This is a genomic window from Salinibacterium sp. NSLL17, from assembly GCF_015864935.1.
Taxonomy (GTDB): domain Bacteria; phylum Actinomycetota; class Actinomycetes; order Actinomycetales; family Microbacteriaceae; genus Rhodoglobus.
The window spans coordinates 1400874-1421193 of the sequence record NZ_JADYWH010000001.1 but is presented as its reverse complement, the minus strand read 5'-3'; the positions used below and the strand labels follow the sequence as shown (position 1 = coordinate 1421193).

General features: G+C 60.3%; 20 protein-coding genes and 1 tRNA gene. 2 read left to right on the top strand and 19 right to left on the bottom strand.

Annotation, left to right across the window (positions count from 1 at the left end):
* The first annotated feature begins 4 nt into the window (after positions 1-4).
* A complete protein-coding gene (locus I6E51_RS06960; protein ID WP_197109814.1) occupies positions 5-1204 on the top strand; it encodes a cation:proton antiporter in 1200 nt (399 codons plus the stop codon).
* An 18-nt stretch (positions 1205-1222) separates the two neighbouring features.
* Here I6E51_RS06960 and I6E51_RS06955 read toward each other — a convergent pair whose 3' ends face one another.
* The 14 genes from I6E51_RS06955 to rplU form a co-directional block, all read right to left on the bottom strand.
* Positions 1223-2641 (bottom strand): DUF2130 domain-containing protein, encoded by a 1419-nt coding sequence (locus I6E51_RS06955; RefSeq protein WP_255528587.1) that lies wholly within the window; start codon positions 2639-2641, stop codon positions 1223-1225.
* 172 nt (positions 2642-2813) lie between these two features.
* Positions 2814-2890 (bottom strand) — tRNA-Ala (locus I6E51_RS06950).
* 199 nt (positions 2891-3089) lie between these two features.
* Entirely contained in the window at positions 3090-3917 is an 828-nt protein-coding gene (locus I6E51_RS06945) for a MetQ/NlpA family ABC transporter substrate-binding protein (protein ID WP_197105870.1), read from the bottom strand.
* A gap of 72 nt (positions 3918-3989) precedes the next feature.
* The gene (locus I6E51_RS06940; protein ID WP_197105871.1) at positions 3990-4691 is read right to left on the bottom strand and encodes a methionine ABC transporter permease; all 702 of its coding nucleotides are present in this window, start codon (positions 4689-4691) and stop codon (positions 3990-3992) included.
* On the bottom strand, positions 4688-5677 hold the full coding sequence (locus I6E51_RS06935) for a methionine ABC transporter ATP-binding protein (protein ID WP_197105872.1): 990 nt from the start codon (positions 5675-5677) through the stop codon (positions 4688-4690). The genes I6E51_RS06940 and I6E51_RS06935 overlap by 4 nt, the downstream gene beginning before the upstream one ends.
* A 119-nt stretch (positions 5678-5796) precedes the next feature.
* Positions 5797-6189 carry a ribosome silencing factor gene (gene rsfS, locus I6E51_RS06930; protein ID WP_197105873.1) on the bottom strand — a complete coding sequence of 131 codons (393 nt, stop codon included), beginning with the start codon at positions 6187-6189 and terminating at the stop codon, positions 5797-5799.
* Positions 6190-6231: 42 nt separating this feature from the next.
* A complete protein-coding gene (locus tag I6E51_RS14490) occupies positions 6232-8001 on the bottom strand; it encodes a hypothetical protein (protein WP_197109813.1) in 1770 nt (589 codons plus the stop codon).
* A complete protein-coding gene (gene nadD / locus I6E51_RS06920) occupies positions 8001-8603 on the bottom strand; it encodes a nicotinate-nucleotide adenylyltransferase (protein WP_197105875.1) in 603 nt (200 codons plus the stop codon). Before nadD ends, I6E51_RS14490 begins: the two co-directional genes overlap by 1 nt.
* A gap of 9 nt (positions 8604-8612) precedes the next feature.
* Complete coding sequence (locus tag I6E51_RS06915; RefSeq protein WP_197105876.1) at positions 8613-8807, bottom strand: hypothetical protein; 195 nt, start codon at positions 8805-8807, stop codon at positions 8613-8615.
* A 30-nt stretch (positions 8808-8837) separates the two neighbouring features.
* A complete protein-coding gene (locus tag I6E51_RS06910; protein ID WP_197109812.1) occupies positions 8838-10106 on the bottom strand; it encodes a glutamate-5-semialdehyde dehydrogenase in 1269 nt (422 codons plus the stop codon).
* 77 nt (positions 10107-10183) lie between these two features.
* Positions 10184-10981: a glutamate 5-kinase gene (gene proB / locus I6E51_RS06905; protein WP_307783855.1), complete on the bottom strand. Its 798-nt coding sequence runs from the start codon at positions 10979-10981 to the stop codon at positions 10184-10186.
* Complete coding sequence (gene obgE / locus I6E51_RS06900; protein ID WP_197109811.1) at positions 10974-12518, bottom strand: GTPase ObgE; 1545 nt, start codon at positions 12516-12518, stop codon at positions 10974-10976. Before obgE ends, proB begins: the two co-directional genes overlap by 8 nt.
* Before the next feature lie 131 nt (positions 12519-12649).
* Entirely contained in the window at positions 12650-12901 is a 252-nt protein-coding gene (gene rpmA, locus I6E51_RS06895) for a 50S ribosomal protein L27 (RefSeq protein WP_197105879.1), read from the bottom strand.
* A gap of 31 nt (positions 12902-12932) precedes the next feature.
* Positions 12933-13241: a 50S ribosomal protein L21 gene (gene rplU, locus I6E51_RS06890; protein WP_009772527.1), complete on the bottom strand. Its 309-nt coding sequence runs from the start codon at positions 13239-13241 to the stop codon at positions 12933-12935.
* 315 nt (positions 13242-13556) lie between these two features.
* On the opposite strand from rplU, the gene I6E51_RS06885 reads away from it, so the two are divergent.
* On the top strand, positions 13557-13829 hold the full coding sequence (locus tag I6E51_RS06885) for a DUF4031 domain-containing protein (protein ID WP_197105880.1): 273 nt from the start codon (positions 13557-13559) through the stop codon (positions 13827-13829).
* Between the two features lie 43 nt (positions 13830-13872).
* On the opposite strand, the gene I6E51_RS06880 is transcribed toward I6E51_RS06885, so the two are convergent.
* The 5 genes from I6E51_RS06880 to I6E51_RS06860 are packed head-to-tail and all read right to left on the bottom strand — an operon-like array spanning position 13873 to position 20307.
* Positions 13873-14274, bottom strand: a complete 402-nt coding sequence (locus I6E51_RS06880; RefSeq protein ID WP_197109810.1) for an ACT domain-containing protein — start codon at positions 14272-14274, stop codon at positions 13873-13875.
* 9 nt (positions 14275-14283) lie between these two features.
* A complete protein-coding gene (locus tag I6E51_RS06875) occupies positions 14284-15687 on the bottom strand; it encodes a hypothetical protein (protein WP_307783854.1) in 1404 nt (467 codons plus the stop codon).
* Positions 15668-16417, bottom strand: a complete 750-nt coding sequence (locus tag I6E51_RS06870; RefSeq protein WP_197109809.1) for a TIGR03943 family protein — start codon at positions 16415-16417, stop codon at positions 15668-15670. The genes I6E51_RS06875 and I6E51_RS06870 overlap by 20 nt, the downstream gene beginning before the upstream one ends.
* Positions 16407-17456, bottom strand: coding sequence for a permease (locus I6E51_RS06865; RefSeq protein ID WP_307783853.1), 1050 nt, complete (start codon positions 17454-17456; stop codon positions 16407-16409). The genes I6E51_RS06870 and I6E51_RS06865 overlap by 11 nt, the downstream gene beginning before the upstream one ends.
* 49 nt (positions 17457-17505) lie before the next feature.
* On the bottom strand, positions 17506-20307 hold the full coding sequence (locus I6E51_RS06860) for an Rne/Rng family ribonuclease (protein WP_197109808.1): 2802 nt from the start codon (positions 20305-20307) through the stop codon (positions 17506-17508).
* Between the last annotated feature and the right edge of the window lie 13 nt (positions 20308-20320).

Genomic DNA, 20320 nt, shown 5'->3' with positions numbered 1-20320 from the left:
GCGTATGCATGAGACGACGCAGCTACTCATCGAGGTTGGCGCTCTCCTGCTCGTGCTCAGTGTGCTCGGCAGAGTTGCCGCACGCTTTGGGTTTTCGGCGATCCCTCTTTACCTTCTCGCCGGTCTCGCCGTCGGTGAGGGTGGTCTCCTTCCGCTGCAAGCCAGCGAAGAATTCTTCGAAGTCGGATCACAAATTGGCGTGATTCTGCTGCTCGCCATGCTCGGCCTTGAATACTCAGCCGAAGAACTCATGTCGAACCTGAAGACCTCGCGGCTTTCGGGAATTCTGGATGGCGTCTTCAACGCTATTCCCGGTGCCCTGTTTGCAATTCTGTTGGGCTGGGAACCGGCCGCCGTTGTTGCTCTCGCCGGAGTGACCTGGGTGTCATCATCCGGAGTTATCGCCAAAGTCGTACGCGATCTTGGGCGACTCGGTAACCGCGAGACGCCGGTAATTTTGTCGATCCTGGTGATGGAAGACCTCGCCATGGCCTTCTACCTGCCGGTGCTTTCGGCTCTTGTCATCGGGGCTGGTCTCATGCAGGGTGCCATCACGGTGGCGATCGCTGTTGCTGTTGTCGTCACGATCCTCTACGTAGCGCTGCGCCACGGACGCTTCCTGTCACGGCTGCTCCCCGACAAGAATGCGGAAGCACTCCTGCTCGGCGTTGTCGGGCTTACGATGCTCGTCGCCGGCCTCGCCGAAGGAGTGAACGTTTCAGCGGCGGTTGGTGCATTCCTCGTTGGCATCGCCATCTCCGGGCCCGTCGCGCATCAGTCCGCCCAGCTCATCACTCCCCTGCGCGACCTCTTCGCTGCCGTCTTCTTCGTGTTCTTTGGGATCTCCACATCACCGGCAGACATCATCCCGGTGCTGCTTCCTGCGTTCGCTCTGGCCGTGCTCACCATCGGCACAAAAGCTTTCTCGGGCTACCGGGCCGCGAAGCGCGCCGGAATTGCGGCGCCCGGTCGCTGGCGCACCGGATTGGCTCTCACGCCGCGTGGAGAGTTCTCCATCGTGATCGCGGGGCTCGCGGTCGGTGCCGGCATCGAACCGATGCTCGCCCCTCTCGCCACCGCCTACGTGCTCATGACAATCATCGCCGGGCCCTTGCTCGCTCGCATTCCCGACACCGCGTGGTTCAAGGCCCGCGTGCGCAAGCCAGCGTCAGCGCCGCCGACGACGCCCGTCGCTACTCGCTAGTCGCTGAGCGCCGCTCGCTCAAGCGCCGTCGTCGGCCTTGTCGAGATCCGCGAACTTTTCGGCCATTGTCGGGTTGCCCTTGGTCAGCTTCTTGATAGTTACGTCTTGAGCCTTGTCGTTGGCAAGCCGCAGGTTGCGGTTGGTACCGAGCAGAGCATCCTTGGTCTTCTGCAAGTGATCAATCGACTTGTCGATCTCATCGATTGCGGTCTGGAACTTGCGGGATGCCAGATCAAAGTTGCGCGCGAAGCCTGACTTGAAGGAGTCCAACTCTTCCTCGAAGTTCGTCACGTCGATGCTCTGCGCCTTCACCAGAGCGAGCTCGTTCTTGTACGTGAGTGAGTTGAGCGCCGCGTTGCGCAGCACCGTGATGATCGGGATAAAGAACTGAGGGCGAACGACGTACATCTTCGGGTAGCGGTGGGAGACATCCACGATGCCCGAGTTGTAGAGCTCACTCTCGGGCTCAAGCAACGAGACCAGCACCGCGTACTCACAGCCCTTTTCGTTGCGATCCTTGTCGAGTTCTTTCAAGAAGTCTTCGTTGCGTTTCTTGGTCGCGGTCGTGTCGGCTTCGTTCTTCATTTCGAACATGATCGACACGATTTCGGTGCCCGATTCGTCCGCTTCTTTGAAAATGTAGTCGCCCTTGCTGCCACTGCGAGCGTCATTGTCTTTCTCGAAGTACGCGCGCGGGAAGGCTGTGGCGCGAATCTGGTTGAACGTGGTCTCACAGTGGATCTCGAGCGTCTCACCGATCATCTTGGTCGACAGCCGCGCTTTCATGTCGCGCAGTCGCTCAATCGCATCGTCGCGATCCTTGATCTGGGTCTCGTACTTGTCTTTCATCGACGTCTCGGCGAGCTTCTTCTCCAGCTCCACCCGCTCGAGGGTGCCCTTGAGCCCGTCGCGCTCCTTCTCCACGGCGCCTACCGCGGCAGAAAGCGCCAGTTGCTGCTCCGAGCCCGCTGCCTGAAGCTTCGACTTCAGCAACTGAATTTCGGCTTCCTTCTCGGCTGTCGCCTTCTGCAGCTCATTGACCCGCTTGGCCTCGGCGAGATCGGTCGCAGCCTGGCGCTCTCGCTGAGTCTTCTCAAGCTCATTCGCGAGAGAATCGCGCTCGGTCCGCACAGCACTCAATGCTTCAGACACCGCGAGCTTCTGGGCAACAGCGCCCGCATCCAGCTGCGCCTTCAACTCCTGAATGGCGGCATCCTTCTTCGATGCCTCCGCCTGCAACTCGCGCGCGACCTTCGCCTCGGCTAGCTCGATCTCGGCCTTCTTCGTTGCCTCGGCCGATTCCAGTCGCTCGTGCAGTTCACTCTCGAACTCGCGGTCGCGAATCTGCTTCACGATGTCGGCATAGCCTGCCTCATCTATCGTGAACGCTTTGCCACAGTGAGGGCAGGTAACTTCGTGCATCGGCGCGTAATCCATTCGTCTCAACGTTCAGATGGATGCACGCCGGCTGCGGTTACTTCGCGCGACGCTCTCCAGATCGTTCTCGCTCAGGCTAACGGCTGCGCGGATGCCGTGGGAGTTGCCGCACTGCATCAGGCGCCGGGCGGGAACAAAAAAGCCCCGCAATCTTTACGATTGCGGGGCTAGATGGTGGATCCAAGGGGATTCGAACCCCTGACCCCCTGCATGCCATGCAGGTGCGCTACCGGGCTGCGCCATGGACCCATCTGTTTTGTTTTCTTTCGAAAACGCAACTTGTCAAGATTACTACACGCTTGGCGCATCCAGAACCATCTGAGCGATTCCCAGCCAATTGTCTCTGAAAATTGTGGGGAAAGAGTGAAGGGCGGCCAGCATCCCGATGGATGCTGGCCGCCCTTCTCACCATGAAGTGCCGCTTACGCTAGGCGCATTTGGCCTCTGGCTAGGAAACGGGGATAACGAGTCCGTTGTAGAAGTCGTTGATGTACGCCTTCGTTTCGTCCGAGGTCAGCAGCTCGTAGAGCGTGGTGACGCGAGGGTCACTCGTGAGCTCATCGCGGGTGGCGAGCACGTTGTAGTACACGCTCGAGGTGCCCTCGGTGACCAGCTGCAGGTCACCCGAGAGGCCAGCAGCGCCGGCGTAGTTGAAGTTCACGATCGCCGCGTCCTGGTCATCGAGAGCCGACGGCAGGCTTGCTGCGTCAATCTCGATGAAGTTGTAGTCGTTGGGGTTCGCGGTGATGTCCGACACGGTCGACGGGGCATCCGTGGTCTCAATGAGTCCGGCTTCCGCAAGCAACAGAAGCGCACGGCCCTCGTTGCTGGCATCGTTCGGCAGGGCGATCTTGGCGCCATCCGGCAGATCAGCGAGCTCGTCAACGGTCTTCGAGTACAGCGCCAGCGGCGGGAGGTACACCTGGCCAACAACGGCGAGGGTGTCACCCGTGTTCTCGTTGTACAGGTCGAGGAACGGTGCGTGCTGGAACAGGTTGACGTCGAGGCTGCCCTCGCTCAGCGCAGGGTTGGGCGTGGTGTAGTCGGTGAACTCAACGATGTCGAGTTCAAGGCCAGCAGCCTCAGCCTGTCCGCTGTCGATAACGAACTGAACGATCTCGCCAGCCGGTGTCGCCGTGGCGCCGACGGTCAATGAACCGAGAGTGCCATCAGTCGGAGCGGCCTCTTCGGCGGGAGCCGAGCATCCGGCCAGAGTGAGAGCGAGCACGCCAGCGGCGGCAACGGTCGAGAGTGAGAAGAATTTGGAGCGTGACATTACTAATCCTTTGGTGAAGGGTCAAACAGATGGGATAAAAGAGAACTACGTGGGGGTAAGCCGCCGACCGCGTCAGCGGTGAGACATTCGGTTGGCCAGGCGCGCGCCGACCACTTGAACGATCTGCACAATCGCCACCAACACGATGATGACCGCCACAATGTGGATGACGCTGTAGCGCTGGTGACCGTAGCGAATAGCAACATCACCCAGACCTCCACCACCAATCGCGCCCACAATGGCGGAGTAGTTCACAATCGACACCACTGTCGTTGTAAAGCCACGGATGAGGCCAGGAACAGCCTCAGGAATGATTACCTTCAATACCAGCTGCCAGCGAGTCGCTCCCAGCGAATGGCCCGCTTCAACGAGCCCTTCGTTTACTTCGCGCAGCGAGATCTCGACGATGCGGGCGTAGAACGGGATCGCCGCCACGGTCAGCGGCACAATCGCGGCCGTGACACCAAACGCCGAGCCGAGAAGAAGCCGGGTGAAAGGAATGAGCGCGATCATCAAGATGATGAACGGGATCGAGCGGCCTAGGTTCACCACAGTTTGCGTAACCGCATTGATGATCCGGCCGGCAACAATGCTGCCGAACGGACGCTCGAGGATGCCGCCGCGGTCGGTGACGACCAGAAGCGTTCCGAGCGCCAGCCCGATCACGAGTGTGATGAGCATCGTGACGCCCACTTGGTACAGGGTCTCCCCCGTTGCTTTCAGGAGCGTTTCGAACAGCTGCGACCAGAAGCCGGGAGCAGTGGAATCAATCATCGTCCGCTCCTCACAATCTCAACAACGAGGCCCTGAGCGCGCAGGTCATCAATCGCAGCAGTGTGCTGCTCGATGGTGCCGGGTAGTTCAAGGCGCGTGCGACCCGACTGTGCGCCTCCGATAGTTTCCATCGCAGCGCCGAGCAGACCAACATCGAGGTGATGAGTTCTAGCCAACTGGGCCACGACGGGGCGCTCAGAAGACAGGCCCACGAACGTGACGTCGATAACGGTGGAGGTTCCTTCGGGCAATTCGCCAAGCGGAAAGAGCCCACGAGCCAGCTGCGAGCCCGGTTGACTCAGCAAATCGACCAAACGGCCATGTTCGAGAATGCGGCCACCGCTCATGAGCGCTGCAGAATCGCAGATGCTTTTGACAACATCCATCTCATGCGTGATGAGCAAAATGGTGAGTCCGAGCTCTTTGTTGAGGCTGCGCAGCAACTGCAGGATCGAGTCGGTGGTTTCGGGGTCGAGTGCGCTGGTCGCTTCATCGCTGAGCAACACCCGGGGGCGGGATGCCAACGCCCGGGCAATACCGACGCGCTGCTTCTGACCGCCCGAGAGCTGAGCCGGGTACTGCTGAGCTTTGTGCTCAAGGCCAACAAGTTCGAGGATCTCATTGGTGCGTGCGGTGCGCTGACGACGCTCAACGCCCACAATTTCCAGAGCGAGTTCAACGTTTCCGCGAACGGTGCGGCTATCGAGCAGGTTGAACTGCTGGAAGACCATGCCGATCTCGCGACGGGCCTGAAGCAGTTCGCGGTCGCTGAGCGCGGTGAGTTCGCGGTCAGCAACGGTGACCGTTCCCGAGTCGGGACGCTCAAGAAGATTGACCGTGCGGATGAGCGTGCTCTTGCCCGCACCACTCTGGCCGATAACTCCGAAGATCTCGCCGCTCGCGACGGAGAGACTCACGTCATCGAGGGCGCGAACTGGATTCGCGGCATCACCAAAGGTCTTGGTGACGGAAGATAGCGTAATCATGAAACCCCAGTGGGAGAAGGTGACTGGTGAGAGTCGCCCCGGGGTCGAACTGCCCGGCTAAAACAAGCAAACCAGCACGGTGCAACCCGCACAAATTGGGTTACGAAGTGTGAAGTTTGTTACTCCGAATCAGCATCAGCGTCTGTTGCCACAGGCGTGATGGTGATCGGGATGACGGGGCAGTCGCTCCAGAGGCGCTCGAGCGAGTAGTAGAGGCGGTCTTCTTCATGGAAGATGTGCGCAACGACGTGGCCGAAGTCGAGCAGGATCCAGCGACCCTCAGCACGGCCTTCGCGACGCAATGGCTTAGCGCCAGCGGCGATCATCTTCTCTTCGATCTCGGAGGCGATCGACTGAACGTTACGTTCGTTGCGACCGGTCGCGAGGAAGAAAATATCGGCATACGGCATGGGACCGGTGACGTCGAGCGCAACCATGTCCGTCGCCTGCTTGGCGTCGGCGGCATTCGCGACGATGGAAAGTAGCTCGTTGGCACGAGGAGAAGCAGTCACAGGATCCTTAATCGGAAAAAAGCTGAAGGCAAAGAGTTAAACCTACAACATGTTGAAGGCGAAGGCCGCCACGAGCAGCCCAGCCACGACAACAGCCATCGACGCTGCTGAGATGAGCAGTACCGTCAAAGCACGCGTGCCCTTGGGTTTCTGCGTCTGCGTAACGGACTGGTTGGAGAAGGTGCTGACGGCCTTGACCGCGCGCACGGGCGCCGAATCAGTCGACACCATGTCGCTGTCGTTGAGATCCAGGAGAGAGTCAATGTCGCCCTTGTCGAAGCGGTCAGAAACACCGCTCGCCGAGAGAGTGCTCGGGAGGTCGATTGAGCCGGTGAGCATCGCTTCGCCACTCGAGGTCAGCGGACCACGGATGTCGGTAGCAAACGGAATCGCTGGCAAGACAAGAGCGTTGGTTGCGCTGCTTCCACTGCCAATGGTGCGCGTGACGATCGCGTTGTTCGTCTCGTCGTCAGCCTTTGCTTGACTGGACCAGTGTCCGATCGAAATACCGGAGGCTGCAATAACTGGCGCCGCAGCGGGAGCTGCCGGAGCTTGTGCGGCAGGAGCTTGAGCAGCAGGAGCAGTCGTGGGCTTCGCAACGGGAGCGATGGGGGGCTTCGTCGTCGCCACTGGTGCCGCTATGTCGCCATCAAGACGTTTGCGCGCGAGCTCATCAAACTCTGCTCGGGCATTGCTCAATGTGGTCTGAGTCGAACCGGTCGTGGTCGACGACGCTTGCGGCTTCGTAGCCGCTGGCGCTGCGTCGAACCCGAGAAGGCCTTCAACAGTGGGACGCGTCGACTGTTCAGGCTTCGCAGTCGTGGCAGTCGAGTCAGACTTCGCACCTTGTTCGGGCGTGGCAGCCGGCATCACCTTGGTGACGGGGTCAGCCGCAACGCTCGCGCTCGGTACGGCAGCACCGCTGGGTGCAGGAAGATCTGCGAGCGGAGACCGTGGAGCTGCGGGAGTTGGCGCGCCCTTGGCTGAACCGTCGGGGTTGGCCAAGAGCGACTCGAAGGCGCTGAGCGCATCCGTGGGAGCCGCAGCGGCCGCGGCCGCTTCTGGAACAACAGCAAGAGGGTCCACCAGTGCTGGCGGCTCAATGTAGACCTGAGCATCAGGCGTGAACGAGAGTTCGTCGGCTGTTCTGGCCGGCTTTGACTCAGCGACGGCAGCAGCGGATGCGGCAGCAGCGAGATCGGCAAGGCTAGGACGTGCTGCGGCAGCTGGTGCCGCGTCTGAAGCCGGCGCCGAAACAGTAGGAGCAACCGGCGGAGTCGAGGCAGCAGGCGCAGGCGCCGACTGAGTAGGTGCAGAAGGTGCAGCAGGTGCAGCAGGTGCAGCAGCAGCTTGTGTCGGCGCGGCCTGAGCCGGTGAAACGACGGGAGCAGCAGTCGTGTCGTTGGCGGCTTCTTCGCGAGCACGCAGTTCGCGCAACTCACGGCGCGTCAACTGGCTCACGTCGGCAGCGGCGGAAGCTGCGGGTGCCGCAGCAGGAACAGAAGGCGCAGGCGGTGCGAGAGCGGAATTGTTCTGACCGCTGACAGCGGGCGGCGGCGCATTCAGATATGAAGCGGCTGCGGCGGGCTGAGAAGCGGCAGGCGGTGCGACAGGGGCCGAAACCGGGGCTGCCGGCGGCGAGGTGGGCGCACTGCGAGGTGTGTGGCTAACGTCAGAAGTGTCGGTGTCGTCGGCTTGCGACGGGAAGGTGGTGAATCCTTCAACTGTGGGCTGCTCGTCGGACGAGTGTGTGCGCTCACTCTGACGCGCCGCACGTCGCGACTGCGGCGGCGGATCGTGAAAAGTGGTCATTAAATACTCCGATATAGGTGGTGCTTGGCGATGTACTGAACGACACCATCCGGAACCAGATACCAGACCGGGTAACCCCGACTGACCCTGTTTCGGCAATCGGTAGATGAGATCGCAAGCGCCGGCACTTCTAACGAGCTTACGCCCTGCTCAGGCAATCCACTAATGGTTAAGGCGTGTCCTGGCCGTGAAACTGCTATGAAATGGGCGAGTGTCCAGACCTCGTCAACGTCCTTCCATTCCATGATCTGAGCCACGGCATCCGCGCCCGTAATGAAGAAAAGGTCGGCGTCAGGATAGGTCTTGCGCATGTCGCGCAGGGTGTCGATCGTGTAGGTCGCACCTTCACGCTCGAGGTCGACCCTGCTGACGTTGAAGCCGGGGTTCGCTGCGGTCGCAATGACCGTCATAAGGTAGCGGTGCTCCCCCGACGTTACGGTGTCCTTCATCCACGGCTTACCCGTGGGAACAAACACAACCTGATCGAGGTCGAACTGAAGCTGAGCTTCACTGGCCGCAACAAGGTGGCCGTTGTGGATGGGATCGAAGGTTCCACCCATGATGCCGATGCGTTCGCGCCGTGGCGCCGTCTCGGCGGTCACAAAAAGGCCTTAGTGGCCTGCGCCGTGAGCGTCGCCAGCCTTCGCCGGCTTAGCCACATGACGGTTCGCAACATCACGGAAGCTCCACGTGACGAAACCGAGGGTGGTCAACACGACCGCTGCAATGAGCGGGAAAGCAAGAGCAGGCAGCACGAGAGGCGCAAGCTCCTCGCTCGACGCAAGAACGTTCAGAAAAATCGACATCAGATCTCCATTCACAAAACCACTAACAGTCTAGCCGCGGACTTGACCGCTGCCGCGCACAACCCACTTGGTACTCGTAAGTTCCGGCAACCCCATGGGGCCTCTCGCGTGCAGCTTCTGGGTCGAGATGCCCACTTCGGCACCGAAACCAAACTCCGCACCGTCGGTAAAGCGGGTGGAGGCATTGACCATGACCACGGCGGAGTCCACTTCTGCAAGGAAACGATCCGCATTCGCGAGATCATTCGTGATGATCGATTCCGTGTGCTTCGTGGAATAGGTATCGATGTGTTCGATCGCAGCATCGAGGTCGGCGACGACCCGCACCGCGACATCCAAACTCAAGTGCTCGACCGACCACGCGTCGACGTCGGCGATCTCTGCCGACGGGAACAGCTCGCGAGTGCGCTCATCGGCATGAATCGTGACGCCCGCCTCGGCCAATCGCGCCAGCACTGCGGGAATCAATCGTTCGGCTGCACGCTCGTGAACAAGCAGCGTCTCGAGAGCGTTGCACACGCTCGGGCGTTGAACTTTCGCGTTGTGCACGATCTCAACCGCGGTGGTCTCGTCGGCAGACTCATCCAAGAAAATGTGAACGATTCCCGCTCCGGTCTCGATCACCGGAACTGTCGACTCAGTAACGACGGCCTGGATCAGCTGAGCGCTTCCGCGCGGAATCAGCACATCGACAAAGCCACGGGCTTGCATCAACGCTTTAGCCCCCTCACGACCAAATTCGTCGACGGTCTGGACGGATGCCGGGTCGATGCCGACGCTCGACAACGCAGACTGAATAACCTCTACGAGCACGCGGTTGGAGTCTTCGGCAGCCGAGCCACCCCGAAGGAGCACAGCGTTACCGCTCTTGAGCGCGAGGGCAGCGATATCGATCGTGACATTGGGCCGAGCTTCGTAGATCGCCCCGATGACGCCAAAAGGCACGCGCGTTTGCGCCACCGAGAGCCCGTTGGGCAGTACTGAGCCGCGCACAACGGTGCCGACCGGATCAGCAAGCTCAACGATTTCGAGCACTGCTGCAGAGAGCTGCGCGATTCGTTCCGGGGTCAACCGAAGTCGGTCTTGGAGCCCCACGGTCATGCCGCTGCTGCGACCCCGTTCGAGATCTCGCGCGTTCGCCTCAACAATTCGGTCGGCGTGAGCAACCACACCGGCCGCAATGGCTTCGAGCGCGGCATTCTTCTGCACCGTAGTAACGGTCGCCAGAGTGCGCGATGCGGCACGTGCGGCGCGAAGTTTGTCGTCAATAGAGAGCGCGGTTGCTACTGAATCACCCATGATCAGAGTGTAGCGGCGCTCATCCACCCCACTCGAACGTTACGCGGCGATGACTACGGCGCGAACTATGGCGGCAGCTACAGAGCGGCGGGGTCTGCCTCGAACCAGGTCCCGATCGACTCCCCCGCCAGAGCGGCAGCGACGCTGCCTGTTTCAGCGAGCAATACCGGGATGCCAGCCGCCGCAGCATGCTTGGCAGCAGCAACCTTCGTTCCCGCGCCTCCGGTTCCGACTCCAGCCGCACCGATGTCGCCAAAAGTGACATCGCTGAGGTCATTCGCGAACGACACCACGTCTATGCGCTCAGCTCCAGGCTCAGCCGGCGGCTTCGTGTACAGCGCGTCAATGTCCGACAGCAACACGAGCACATCTGCTCGAACCAACACCGAGACGAGCGCAGCAAGGCGATCGTTGTCACCAAAGCGGATCTCGTGGGTTGCGACAGTGTCGTTCTCGTTCACGATGGGCAGGATCTTCAACCCAAGCAACCGTTCGAGCGCGCGCTGAGCATTGCTGTGGTGGGTGGGGTTTTCCATGTCCCCCGCCGTCAACAAGATTTGCGCGGCGACAACGCCGTAGCGGTCGAAGCTCTCTTGGTAGCGGTAGATGAGCACGTTTTGGCCCACGGCAGCCGCGGCTTGTTGGGTCGCGAGATCGGTCGGCCGACCATCCAATTTCAAGAAAGGGATGCCGGTGGCGATTGCGCCGGATGATACAAGAATGACTTCAGAACCGGTGGCATGAGCTGACACGAGAGCATCAACTAGAGCACCGATCTGGCCCACGTTGGCACCGCTCACCGACGAAGAGCCGACTTTGACAACTATGCGGCGCGCACGAGGAATCTCGGCGCGCACGGTGGGCTTGTTAGTCACGATCCTCCGGCTCATCGTCACGCTGAATAGCGAAACCTTCATCGTCTTGCCACACGCCAGCTTCGCGCTCGCCCTCAAGCTCCGCACGTGCAGCGGCCTTGGCATCCATGCGCTCAAGGTAGTTGCGGCGGCGGCTGCGGTTGGTCTCGCGGGGGTTGTCGTCGAGTCGCGGGTCAGTACCACGCGGCGCGACAATCAATTCTGCGGCAGACGACAACGTCGGCTCCCAGTCGAAGACAACGCCTCCGCCGGCACCGATGATGACGGTAGAACCGGGAACGGCGCCCGCCTTGAAGAGATCGTCTTCAACGCCGAGGCGTGCGAGACGGTCAGCGAGGTAGCCCACTGCTTCTTCGTTGGTGAAATCTGTCTGCGCAACCCAGCGTTCGGGCTTATCGCCCACCACGCGGTAGATGTTGCCGTACGTGCCACCCTCGACCTTGACCGCGAAGTCTTTCGCGTTCACGGCGCGGGGACGCAAGACAATGCGCTCCTTGGCCGGCTCAGAGATGCGGGCTTCACGGTCGGCGAGCACGAGTGCTGCCAAGGCGAAAGAAAGTTCACGGAGACCGTGGCGGGAGACTGCCGAGACTTCAAAGACGCGGTAACCGCGGCCCTCGAGCTCAGCCTTGACCATGTCAGCAAGTTCGTTGCCCTCAGGAACATCGACCTTGTTGAGGGCGATGATCTGTTCGCGCTCGAGGAGAGGCTTCTGCCCCTCGGGAACGGGATACGCCGCAAGCTCACCAAGAATGACATCGAGGTCAGTGATGGGGTCGCGACCGGGCTCCAACGTTGCACAGTCAAGGACGTGCAACAGAGCAGTACAGCGCTCAACGTGGCGCAGGAACTCGAGGCCGAGCCCCTTGCCTTCGCTGGCACCCTCAATAAGACCGGGAACGTCAGCGATCGTGTAGCGGACCTCGCCAGACTCAACCACACCGAGGTTGGGGTGGAGAGTCGTGAAGGGGTAGTCAGCGATCTTGGGCTTAGCCGCGCTCATGGCGGCGATCAGACTCGACTTTCCCGCGGAGGGATAACCGACGAGTGCGACATCAGCAACAGTCTTGAGTTCGAGGTGAATATCGCCCTCAAAGCCAGGCGTGCCGAGCAGCGCGAATCCGGGAGCCTTGCGCTTCGTGGATGACAGCGCGGCGTTGCCGAGTCCGCCCTGACCACCGGGAGCAACGATCAGTCGCATTCCCGGGGCATCCATGTCGATGAGAACTTCACCTGAAGCATCACGGACCACGGTGCCGACGGGAACAGGAACCAGCAGCTCTGCGCCGGCGGTGCCAGCCTTGTGGTCACCCTGACCGGGCTGACCGTGCTGAGACTTGCGGTGCGGTGAGCGGTGGTAATTGAGAAGTGTTGTTACCTGCGGGTCACTGACGAGAACGATGTCTCCACCGTCACCGCCCTTGCCACCGTCGGGGCCGGCGAGAGGCTTGAACTTCTCGCGCTTGACCGAAACACACCCATTGCCACCATGGCCTGCTAGGAGATGAAGGGTTACCTGGTCGACGAACGATGCCACAATGGTTCCTCCTGTTCTCGTGAGCTAATGACTGGCCTGTAGTGCCATCTTAAATGGCGAGAGCGAGCCGAAGCTCGCTCTTCGCTGTAACGCGTGCCTGCAAGCAGGCTGCGTGGAAATGCCGCGGAAAGTTACGCGGAAACGATGTTGACGACCTTGCGGCCGCCCTTTGCGCCGAACTGAACAGCGCCCGGTGCGAGAGCGAACAGAGTGTCGTCGCCGCCACGGCCGACATTAACGCCGGGGTGGAAGTGAGTGCCACGCTGGCGAACGATGATTTCGCCGGCGAGAACCTCTTGGCCGCCGAAGCGCTTTACGCCGAGGCGCTGTGCGTTGGAATCGCGGCCGTTACGGGTGGAGCTTGCGCCCTTTTTATGTGCCATCTGTCTAGAAGTCCTTTACGTCCGTCAGCAGTTACTTGATGCTGGTGATCTTGATACGGGTCAGTTCTTGACGGTGACCCTGGCGAACCTTGTAGCCGGTCTTGTTCTTGAACTTCTGGATAACGATCTTGGGACCGCGCTCATCGTTCAATACCTCGGCAACGACCTTGATCTTCTCAAGCGCCTTGGCGTCGTGAGTGATCTTGTCGCCGTCAACGAACAGAACTGGAGCGAGCTCAACATTGCCGTTCTTGTCGGCTGCGATGCGGTCGAGAACGACAATCGTGCCGACCTCTACCTTCTCCTGCCGCCCACCGGCGCGCACAACTGCGTAAACCACTTTTGACCCTTACTTAACGATTGAATAGCTAGAACTACTGAAGCTTGTGGCGAATTCTGCGGGCTTTGCCCAGCACACGCCAAGGATCAACAATACTCGACGTGGGCACTCCCGGTCAAACGACACGCTGCAGTAGCTTTCGACTGAATCAATCATGATCTTGACCCGACGAAAACGAGAACGTGTACACCAACATTGGTCACGATCTCGACGATCGGAACCACAACTCGGGTGCAGCAGAGTCCATAGTACGTTGCGAAGGGGCACTGGGTCAAAACCTCCACCTCACGATTCGCCGTCAATTAGGCTCACAGTATGACCGTGTTGATCGACCAGCCAATTTGGCCAGCCCACGACACGGTCTGGGCGCACATCGTCAGCGACGTATCACTCGACGAATTGCACGAGTTTGCGAGCCGAGCCGGCATCCCCCGTCGCGGGTTCGACCTCGACCATTACGACGTACCTGCCCGCATGTGGACACAGCTCGTCACTCTCGGAGCGGAACCCGTCGGCGTGCGCGAGTTCGTGCGCAGGCTGGAAGCGAGCGGGCTGCGCGTAGCCCAACGCGACCGACCAGCGAAATAGTCAGCACGCTCCTGAGACGCGCGCCAGGCCATTTGCGGTGCGCCTAGCGAGCGGACACCTGCAGTCCGCGTAGCGCCGCAAGGGCGGCATCCGTCGAATCAGTGGGTACGAAGATGTGGTCGTGGTGACGTCCGGCGATGACATTGCAGCTGATCTGAACATCACCAAGCGCCTGCGCAAACGCTGCCGTCAGCCCCACAGCTTCGAGAGCGGACGTGACCGTAAGTGTGATCCACGACGAGCGGAACTCATGCGCGATGCCCTGACGCACGGCATCCGCCTCGGACATCACGACAGAAAGCCCCTCAGGCTCCCGCATCAGCGCCACAATCGAAGACTCGTCGACCTCCGCCAGCGAGCCCACCGTCGCGAACACGAAGACGCCCTCGTTGAGATGAGGCTCCATCGACGCAACCAACTCGTTGAGATCAGAAATCGCTGCCATAGGACGAACCTAGCGCCACACGAGGCCGAATCCCTCAACACTGCGCGTCACCGCGCCCGTCGCAATCTCCACAAGGTAGGTCGTCACGCTCTGCGGACGCGGATTCTTCACATACTCATCAGAGTCGAAGTTCGAGACGTTCGGTTGCACCTCGACCGCCACAAACTGGTTGTTTGGCGACACGTGGAAGTCCAAAATTGCACCCTTGTCATCAACCGTTTGGTACAGGATGCGCGAAGCCTCACCGTCATCGAAAGCCAGCACACTGCTGAACGAGCCGCCGTCGGCATCCACCAACACCATCTTGGCAACCAGGTTTCCTGCAGCATCCGCATCGGTTTGCCCCAAGAAAGGCTGCTCACCATCGATTGTCGACGGGTTCAAACGCGACTCGGTACCGTCGGAGAGCGCGACCGCCGCACTGCCTCGCGGATCAACGACCACCACGGTCGAACCGTCGGCCGAGACCCGATCGAACTCGAAGTAACCGCCGAGCGGCACCACCAAGCCCGATGCCGTATCGACCCGCACGAGCGTGCTCTCAGTCGTGAGCGCCACAATCGTGGTCGAACCAGGCACAAATTGCCAGCCAACGACCCGCATGGGGTCGCCGTCCAAGTCTGTTACGGCTACGACGTCACGGCCACGATTAACATCCATCGTGTACAGAGTGTGCGAGACCGTGGGAATTGGTCCCGGATCGAGACTCGAAATCGTGAAACCTAAGAGTGAACCCGAGCGGGCCGCATCCAGATCTGCGACTTCACCGACTTCGGGAAGTAACACTTGTTCGGTGACTCCCGTGTCGGGGTTCACGAGCGTGAGGGTTCCAGTGCGATCAGCAGCCGCGGTCGTAACCGCAAACACGTCCCCCACCGGCACGAACTCTTGGATGCCTTCTCCCGAGTACACCACGGTGCGCTCCTGCGAACTCATCCCGGTCTGCACGATCTCGTCGTTCGGCACGCCACGGTCGAGGTAGTACAGCGTGGGTTCCCCCGTCGTGAACGAATAACTCAGCGTGGACTCAGACCCACCAGAGGGACTCACGACGTCATCCACCGACACCGTGTACTCCGTGTCGTAGTCCAACGCTTCCGCAAACTGCACCGAGATCAGGTCGCCCTCACTCGACACCGTTGCCGCGACATCCGGACTAACAGTGACCGCGCCAGAGTCCACAGCAGCGAGAGTCTGATTCGCGAAGAGACGCAACGTTTGATCTGACGATGACACCACCGCATCCACATCGACCTGAGCGCTCGACAACTTGGGTCCCTGCAGGTACCCCAGCCCGAGAAAAATTCCGCACAGCACCAACAGCACAGCAATCGTCCAGGCGAAAGTTCGCCGAAACGAGTGGATGCTGTGCTCCGTCTCCGGAGGGCGTGCACTAATAGAGATATGGCTCACTCGGCCGCTCCACAACAGTCATCGTCTCCGGAACAAGGACGAGCGGCAGATCGCTGCGCGAACTCTGGTTGACCTCAAAGGACCCGGTGATCTCCACCCACGCATCAACATCGAACTCGTTCGCCCAATCCGGGGCGTAGACGGCAACACCCGTGGGCTGCGCGTCAACCGCGCAGCACGTGACGGTGAAGCGCGAGAGATAGAAAATGTTGGCGGGATCATCTTCGCTGGCCGTGATGAAGCCCACGACATCCGCCGTCTTGTTCGAATAGAAATTCGGATCGCTTGTTTGACGGAGCAAGGACGACCAATCGACGACTGTGAAACTGGCGATGAGTTCATCGTCGGCATTCGCGACCTCATCCACGTTCTGACTATCACTGCCCACCGTGGAACCAACAATGTCGCGCTGACTTGCGGTAGCACTCGACAGCGTCGTCGGAGGCACAATGACCAACGTGAGAGCGATTGCACCAGAAAGAAGCAGCGCTACTCCCCCAACAACCCGCGACCACCCGCGCGGAGCCACCGCTTCTTCGGTGTTAGCCGGACGGATTGCGAGGCTCAGCACACCCATCACGAGCGCGAGAGCCGCCATAACTACCGTGAACACCACATAGCGGGGGTGAATGTAGAGAACGAGCTGCTGAGTCGCCCCAAGCCACACCGTGGCGCTTACGGCCACGAGAATCAGGATGACGCCCCACCAGCGTTGGAGGCTAGACCACATAGTTGATCACCAATCCGATAAAGGCACTCATCAGGGCAACGACAAGCGATAGCTGCAGCAGCACCTTGGCCGTAAAGGTAGTGCGCATAATGGCCAGCATCTTGATGTCGATGATCGGTCCGAACACCAGGAACGTCACGATAGAACCGGGCATGAAGGTGCTGGCAAAGGGCAAAATAAAGAACGCATCAACGCTGGAACACACAGAGATCACGAACGCCAGCGCCATCATCGCGAGAATCGACCAGAGTGGATTGCTACCGAGCGACACCAAGACGTCTCGCGGTACCGCAACCTGAATGGCGCCCGCGATGAGCGAGCCGATGAACACCGCTGGCATGAGCACGCTGGACTCGCGCATGAAAATGTCGAGACTTTTTTCTGTGCGCGACTGACGGGGCCCGTGAGAACCCACCGCACACTGCTGAGCGAAACGACCAGTGAGCATCGCGTTGGGCTGCGGGTGCAAGCTGAAGAGCCAACCCACGATGTTGGCGATCGCAAGGCCACCAAGAATTCGCCCCACGAGGATGCCGTCATCGAAGCCGAAAGCCTGATGAGTCGTCACAATCGTGATCGGGTTGATAATCGGCGCCGCCAACAGGAACGTCATCGACTCGGGCACCGAGAAGCCCTTGAGGATCAGCCCACGGGCGAGAGGCACATTGCCGCACTCGCAGACCGGCAATGCAATGCCGAACAAGGAGATTGCGGCCCGACGCAACACCGGACGCTGCGGCAAATACCGCATCAGTAAGTCATCCGGAAGCCACGTCTGCACCACAATTGACAGCAGGATGCCGAGCACAACGAACGGCAGCGACTCGATGATGACACTCGTCGCCAAGGTGAGAAGATCAGCGGTGAGACCCGGGACGCCGACGGACTCTAGCTCTCCAGTGAACGCTCGCAGCGCGAAGATTGCCGCGACACCGATCGTGCCGAAGGCCAACCACAACCAACGGTTTCGTGACCGGCGAGGTCGATGATCATGCTGATGATGGTGATCATCGACGCTCGCTGGCAAAGTGGTGCTCACGGGTAAACCTTACAAAGTTGAAACTCGAAAAGTACCGAGTGCCGCAGTGTTAGTTGTCGTCGGTAGGCGTTGCGTTGACGGTTTTGCCCTGACTGCTGGCGCGACGTGAACCACGAGCCTTGCCGTGACCAGGCTGTTTGGGCTCAGGAAGAGCCTCGAGAACCGAACCCAGAATCTGCTCCGCATCCTGCGTGCTGATCTTGGGAGTCGAGCTCTCGGCCTTGGTGATAGGAATGTCAAAAATGGCTACAGAAGCTTCAGCGGCCGGCTCAACAGCATCACTCGAGCGCTGAGCGGGCTGAGCTGACTTGTTTCCGCCCTTGCTGCGTCGTGACTTCTTGGGCTCGGGAGCCGCCACTGTCTCGGTCGCTGCAGGAGCGGATGCCGCGGCATCCACTGCTGGAGTTTCACTAGCCTGGTTTTCGACGACAGGAACGACGGTGCTCGCGGCAACACGAGCAAGCGCGTTGCGCACGTCTTCAGTGATCGCGTGAGTGCCATTGCTCGGAGCCGAAGCCGGAGCAGTATTCTTCGCGGAGTTGTTGGACTGCTGTGTTTGCGATCCACCACCGTTGCCGTTGTTGCCGCCGTTGTTGCCGTTCGAGTTGCCAGAGTTGTTGTTCGAACCGCTGGAGTTGTTGTTGCCGCCACGGTTGCGCCCACGGCGTCCACCGCCAGCCTGCTCGTTCTGTGTCGGCTGCGAGCGGTGCTTAGTGACGGGGTCGTGATGAACGACTACACCGCGGCCAGCACACACTTCACAGTTCTCGCTGAACGTCTCAAGCAGGCCAAGGCCAAGCTTCTTACGCGTCATCTGCACGAGACCGAGTGACGTCACTTCAGCAACCTGGTGCTTCGTGCGGTCACGGCTCAAGCACTCCACGAGGCGACGCAAGACGAGGTCACGGTTGGACTCGAGAACCATATCGATGAAGTCGACCACGATGATTCCACCGATGTCACGCAGACGCAGCTGGCGAACGATTTCTTCCGCTGCTTCAACGTTGTTCTTGGTGACGGTCTCTTCGAGGTTGCCGCCGGAGCCGACAAACTTGCCGGTGTTGACGTCAACGACAGTCATCGCTTCCGTGCGGTCGATGACGAGCGAACCGCCCGAGGGCAACCACACCTTGCGGTCGAGAGCCTTCTCGATCTGCTCAGAAATGCGGTACTCCTCGAAGGAGTCAACGGTTCCCTCGTGAGCCTGCAGACGATCGAGCAGGTCAGGTGCGACCGAACGAACGTAGCCCTCAATAGTCTTGCGAGCGTCGTCACCCTCGATAACAAGCTTGTGGAAGTCTTCGTTGAAGACATCGCGAATGATCTTGATCAGAAGATCAGGTTCAGAGTGCAGCAATGCTGGGCCCTGGTTCTGAGCGTTCTCAACCTGCGCGCTGATGTCAGCCCACTGGTTAGTCAAACGGTTCACGTCGAGCGTGAGCTGTTCCTCAGTCGCGCCCTCGGCGGCGGTGCGCACAATGACACCGACATTCTCCGGCAGAACACCCTTGAGGATCTTCTTGAGACGCGAACGCTCCGTGTCGGGCAGCTTGCGGCTGATACCGCTCATCGAACCATTGGGAACGTAGACGAGGTAACGACCGGGCAAAGAAACCTGACTCGTGAGTCGGGCACCCTTGTGGCCGACCGGGTCTTTTGTAACCTGAACGAGCACGCGGTCGCCCGGCTTGAGCGCGAGCTCAATGCGACGAGCCTGCGGCTTGCCATCAGCAGAGTTCTCAGCGGCGGCATCCCAATCGACTTCACCGGAGTAAAGCACAGCGTTGCGGCCACGCCCGATGTCGACAAAGGCTGCTTCCATGCTGGGCAGAACGTTCTGAACGCGACCGAGGTAGACGTTGCCGATGAGGCTCGCGTCTTGAGCCTTCGCTACATAGTGTTCGACCAAGACGCCGTCTTCGAGAACACCAATCTGGATGCGATCAAACTTCGAGCGGACCACCATGACGCGGTCAACGCTTTCACGGCGCGCGAGGAACTCGCTCTCCGTTACGACGGGACGACGACGACCAGCATCACGGCCATCACGACGGCGCTGCTTCTTCGCCTCAAGGCGAGTAGAGCCCTTGACGCGAGTGGGTTCATTGCTGGGCTCTGCCTGCTTGCGAGGCTGGCGAACGCGCACAACGGTGTTGGGCGACTCGTCACCGGGACGAGCATCCTCACCAGAACGACGACGTGAGCGACGGCGAACGTTGCCCGCTTCGTCTTGGCCCTCGTTATCGTCTTTGCTGCGGTTGTCCCGACCGTCGCGGTTGTCACCGCTGCGGTTGTCAGAACCAGCACCGTTGTCGTTGCGCGAACGCGACGACCGGGCCGGAAGCTCGGGCAGATCGGGAAGATCAGGTGCCTGAAAGAGCAGCGACGTCGTCGACGGCGGCGTCAGTCGAGCTGCCTTCGCGGTCGTTGCCTTCTCGGTCTTCGCTTTTTCGGCCGGTGTCTTAGCGGCCGGGCTCTTGCGTGAGCGTGAGCGTGCGGGAGCTGATGAACCGGTCTTTGCGTCTGCGTCCACGCCTGCCTTAGCTGCAGCTGGCGCGGTTGCCTCGGAGTTCGCGGCCGTGGGCTCGCTCGCAGTTTCAGCCTTCATGCCGGTGACGGCATCTGGGACCTCGCGACCAAGGTGTTCGCTTGCCGTCTTCGCAGCGGGACGCTGAGAAGACTTCGCTGCACGGGGCGCGCTTGCGGCGACCGGTGCGTCAGAAACAGGTGAGTCGACCGGCGGCTTCTGTGCCACTGGCTTCTCTACCGGCGCTTTTGCCGAAGGAAGAATACGGCCGAAAAGGCCCTTCTTCTTGGGAACATCTTTCGAATTATTGCTTTCATTCACCATCGCTGGTGTACTC

Bases quoted from the DNA above. Each gene is read 5' to 3' on its own strand.
- I6E51_RS06960 (WP_197109814.1), top strand. From the start codon at position 5: ATGCATGAGACGACGCAGCTACTCATCGAGGTTGGCGCTCTCCTGCTC.
- I6E51_RS06955 (WP_255528587.1), bottom strand. From the start codon at position 2,641: ATGGATTACGCGCCGATGCACGAAGTTACCTGCCCTCACTGTGGCAAA.
- I6E51_RS06945 (WP_197105870.1), bottom strand. From the start codon at position 3,917: ATGTCACGCTCCAAATTCTTCTCACTCTCGACCGTTGCCGCCGCTGGC.
- I6E51_RS06940 (WP_197105871.1), bottom strand. From the start codon at position 4,691: ATGATTGATTCCACTGCTCCCGGCTTCTGGTCGCAGCTGTTCGAAACG.
- I6E51_RS06935 (WP_197105872.1), bottom strand. From the start codon at position 5,677: ATGATTACGCTATCTTCCGTCACCAAGACCTTTGGTGATGCCGCGAAT.
- I6E51_RS14490 (WP_197109813.1), bottom strand. From the start codon at position 8,001: ATGACCACTTTTCACGATCCGCCGCCGCAGTCGCGACGTGCGGCGCGT.
- I6E51_RS06915 (WP_197105876.1), bottom strand. From the start codon at position 8,807: ATGTCGATTTTTCTGAACGTTCTTGCGTCGAGCGAGGAGCTTGCGCCT.
- I6E51_RS06910 (WP_197109812.1), bottom strand. From the start codon at position 10,106: ATGGGTGATTCAGTAGCAACCGCGCTCTCTATTGACGACAAACTTCGC.
- rpmA (WP_197105879.1), bottom strand. From the start codon at position 12,901: ATGGCACATAAAAAGGGCGCAAGCTCCACCCGTAACGGCCGCGATTCC.
- I6E51_RS06885 (WP_197105880.1), top strand. From the start codon at position 13,557: ATGACCGTGTTGATCGACCAGCCAATTTGGCCAGCCCACGACACGGTC.
- I6E51_RS06880 (WP_197109810.1), bottom strand. From the start codon at position 14,274: ATGGCAGCGATTTCTGATCTCAACGAGTTGGTTGCGTCGATGGAGCCT.
- I6E51_RS06870 (WP_197109809.1), bottom strand. From the start codon at position 16,417: ATGTGGTCTAGCCTCCAACGCTGGTGGGGCGTCATCCTGATTCTCGTG.
- I6E51_RS06860 (WP_197109808.1), bottom strand. From the start codon at position 20,307: ATGGTGAATGAAAGCAATAATTCGAAAGATGTTCCCAAGAAGAAGGGC.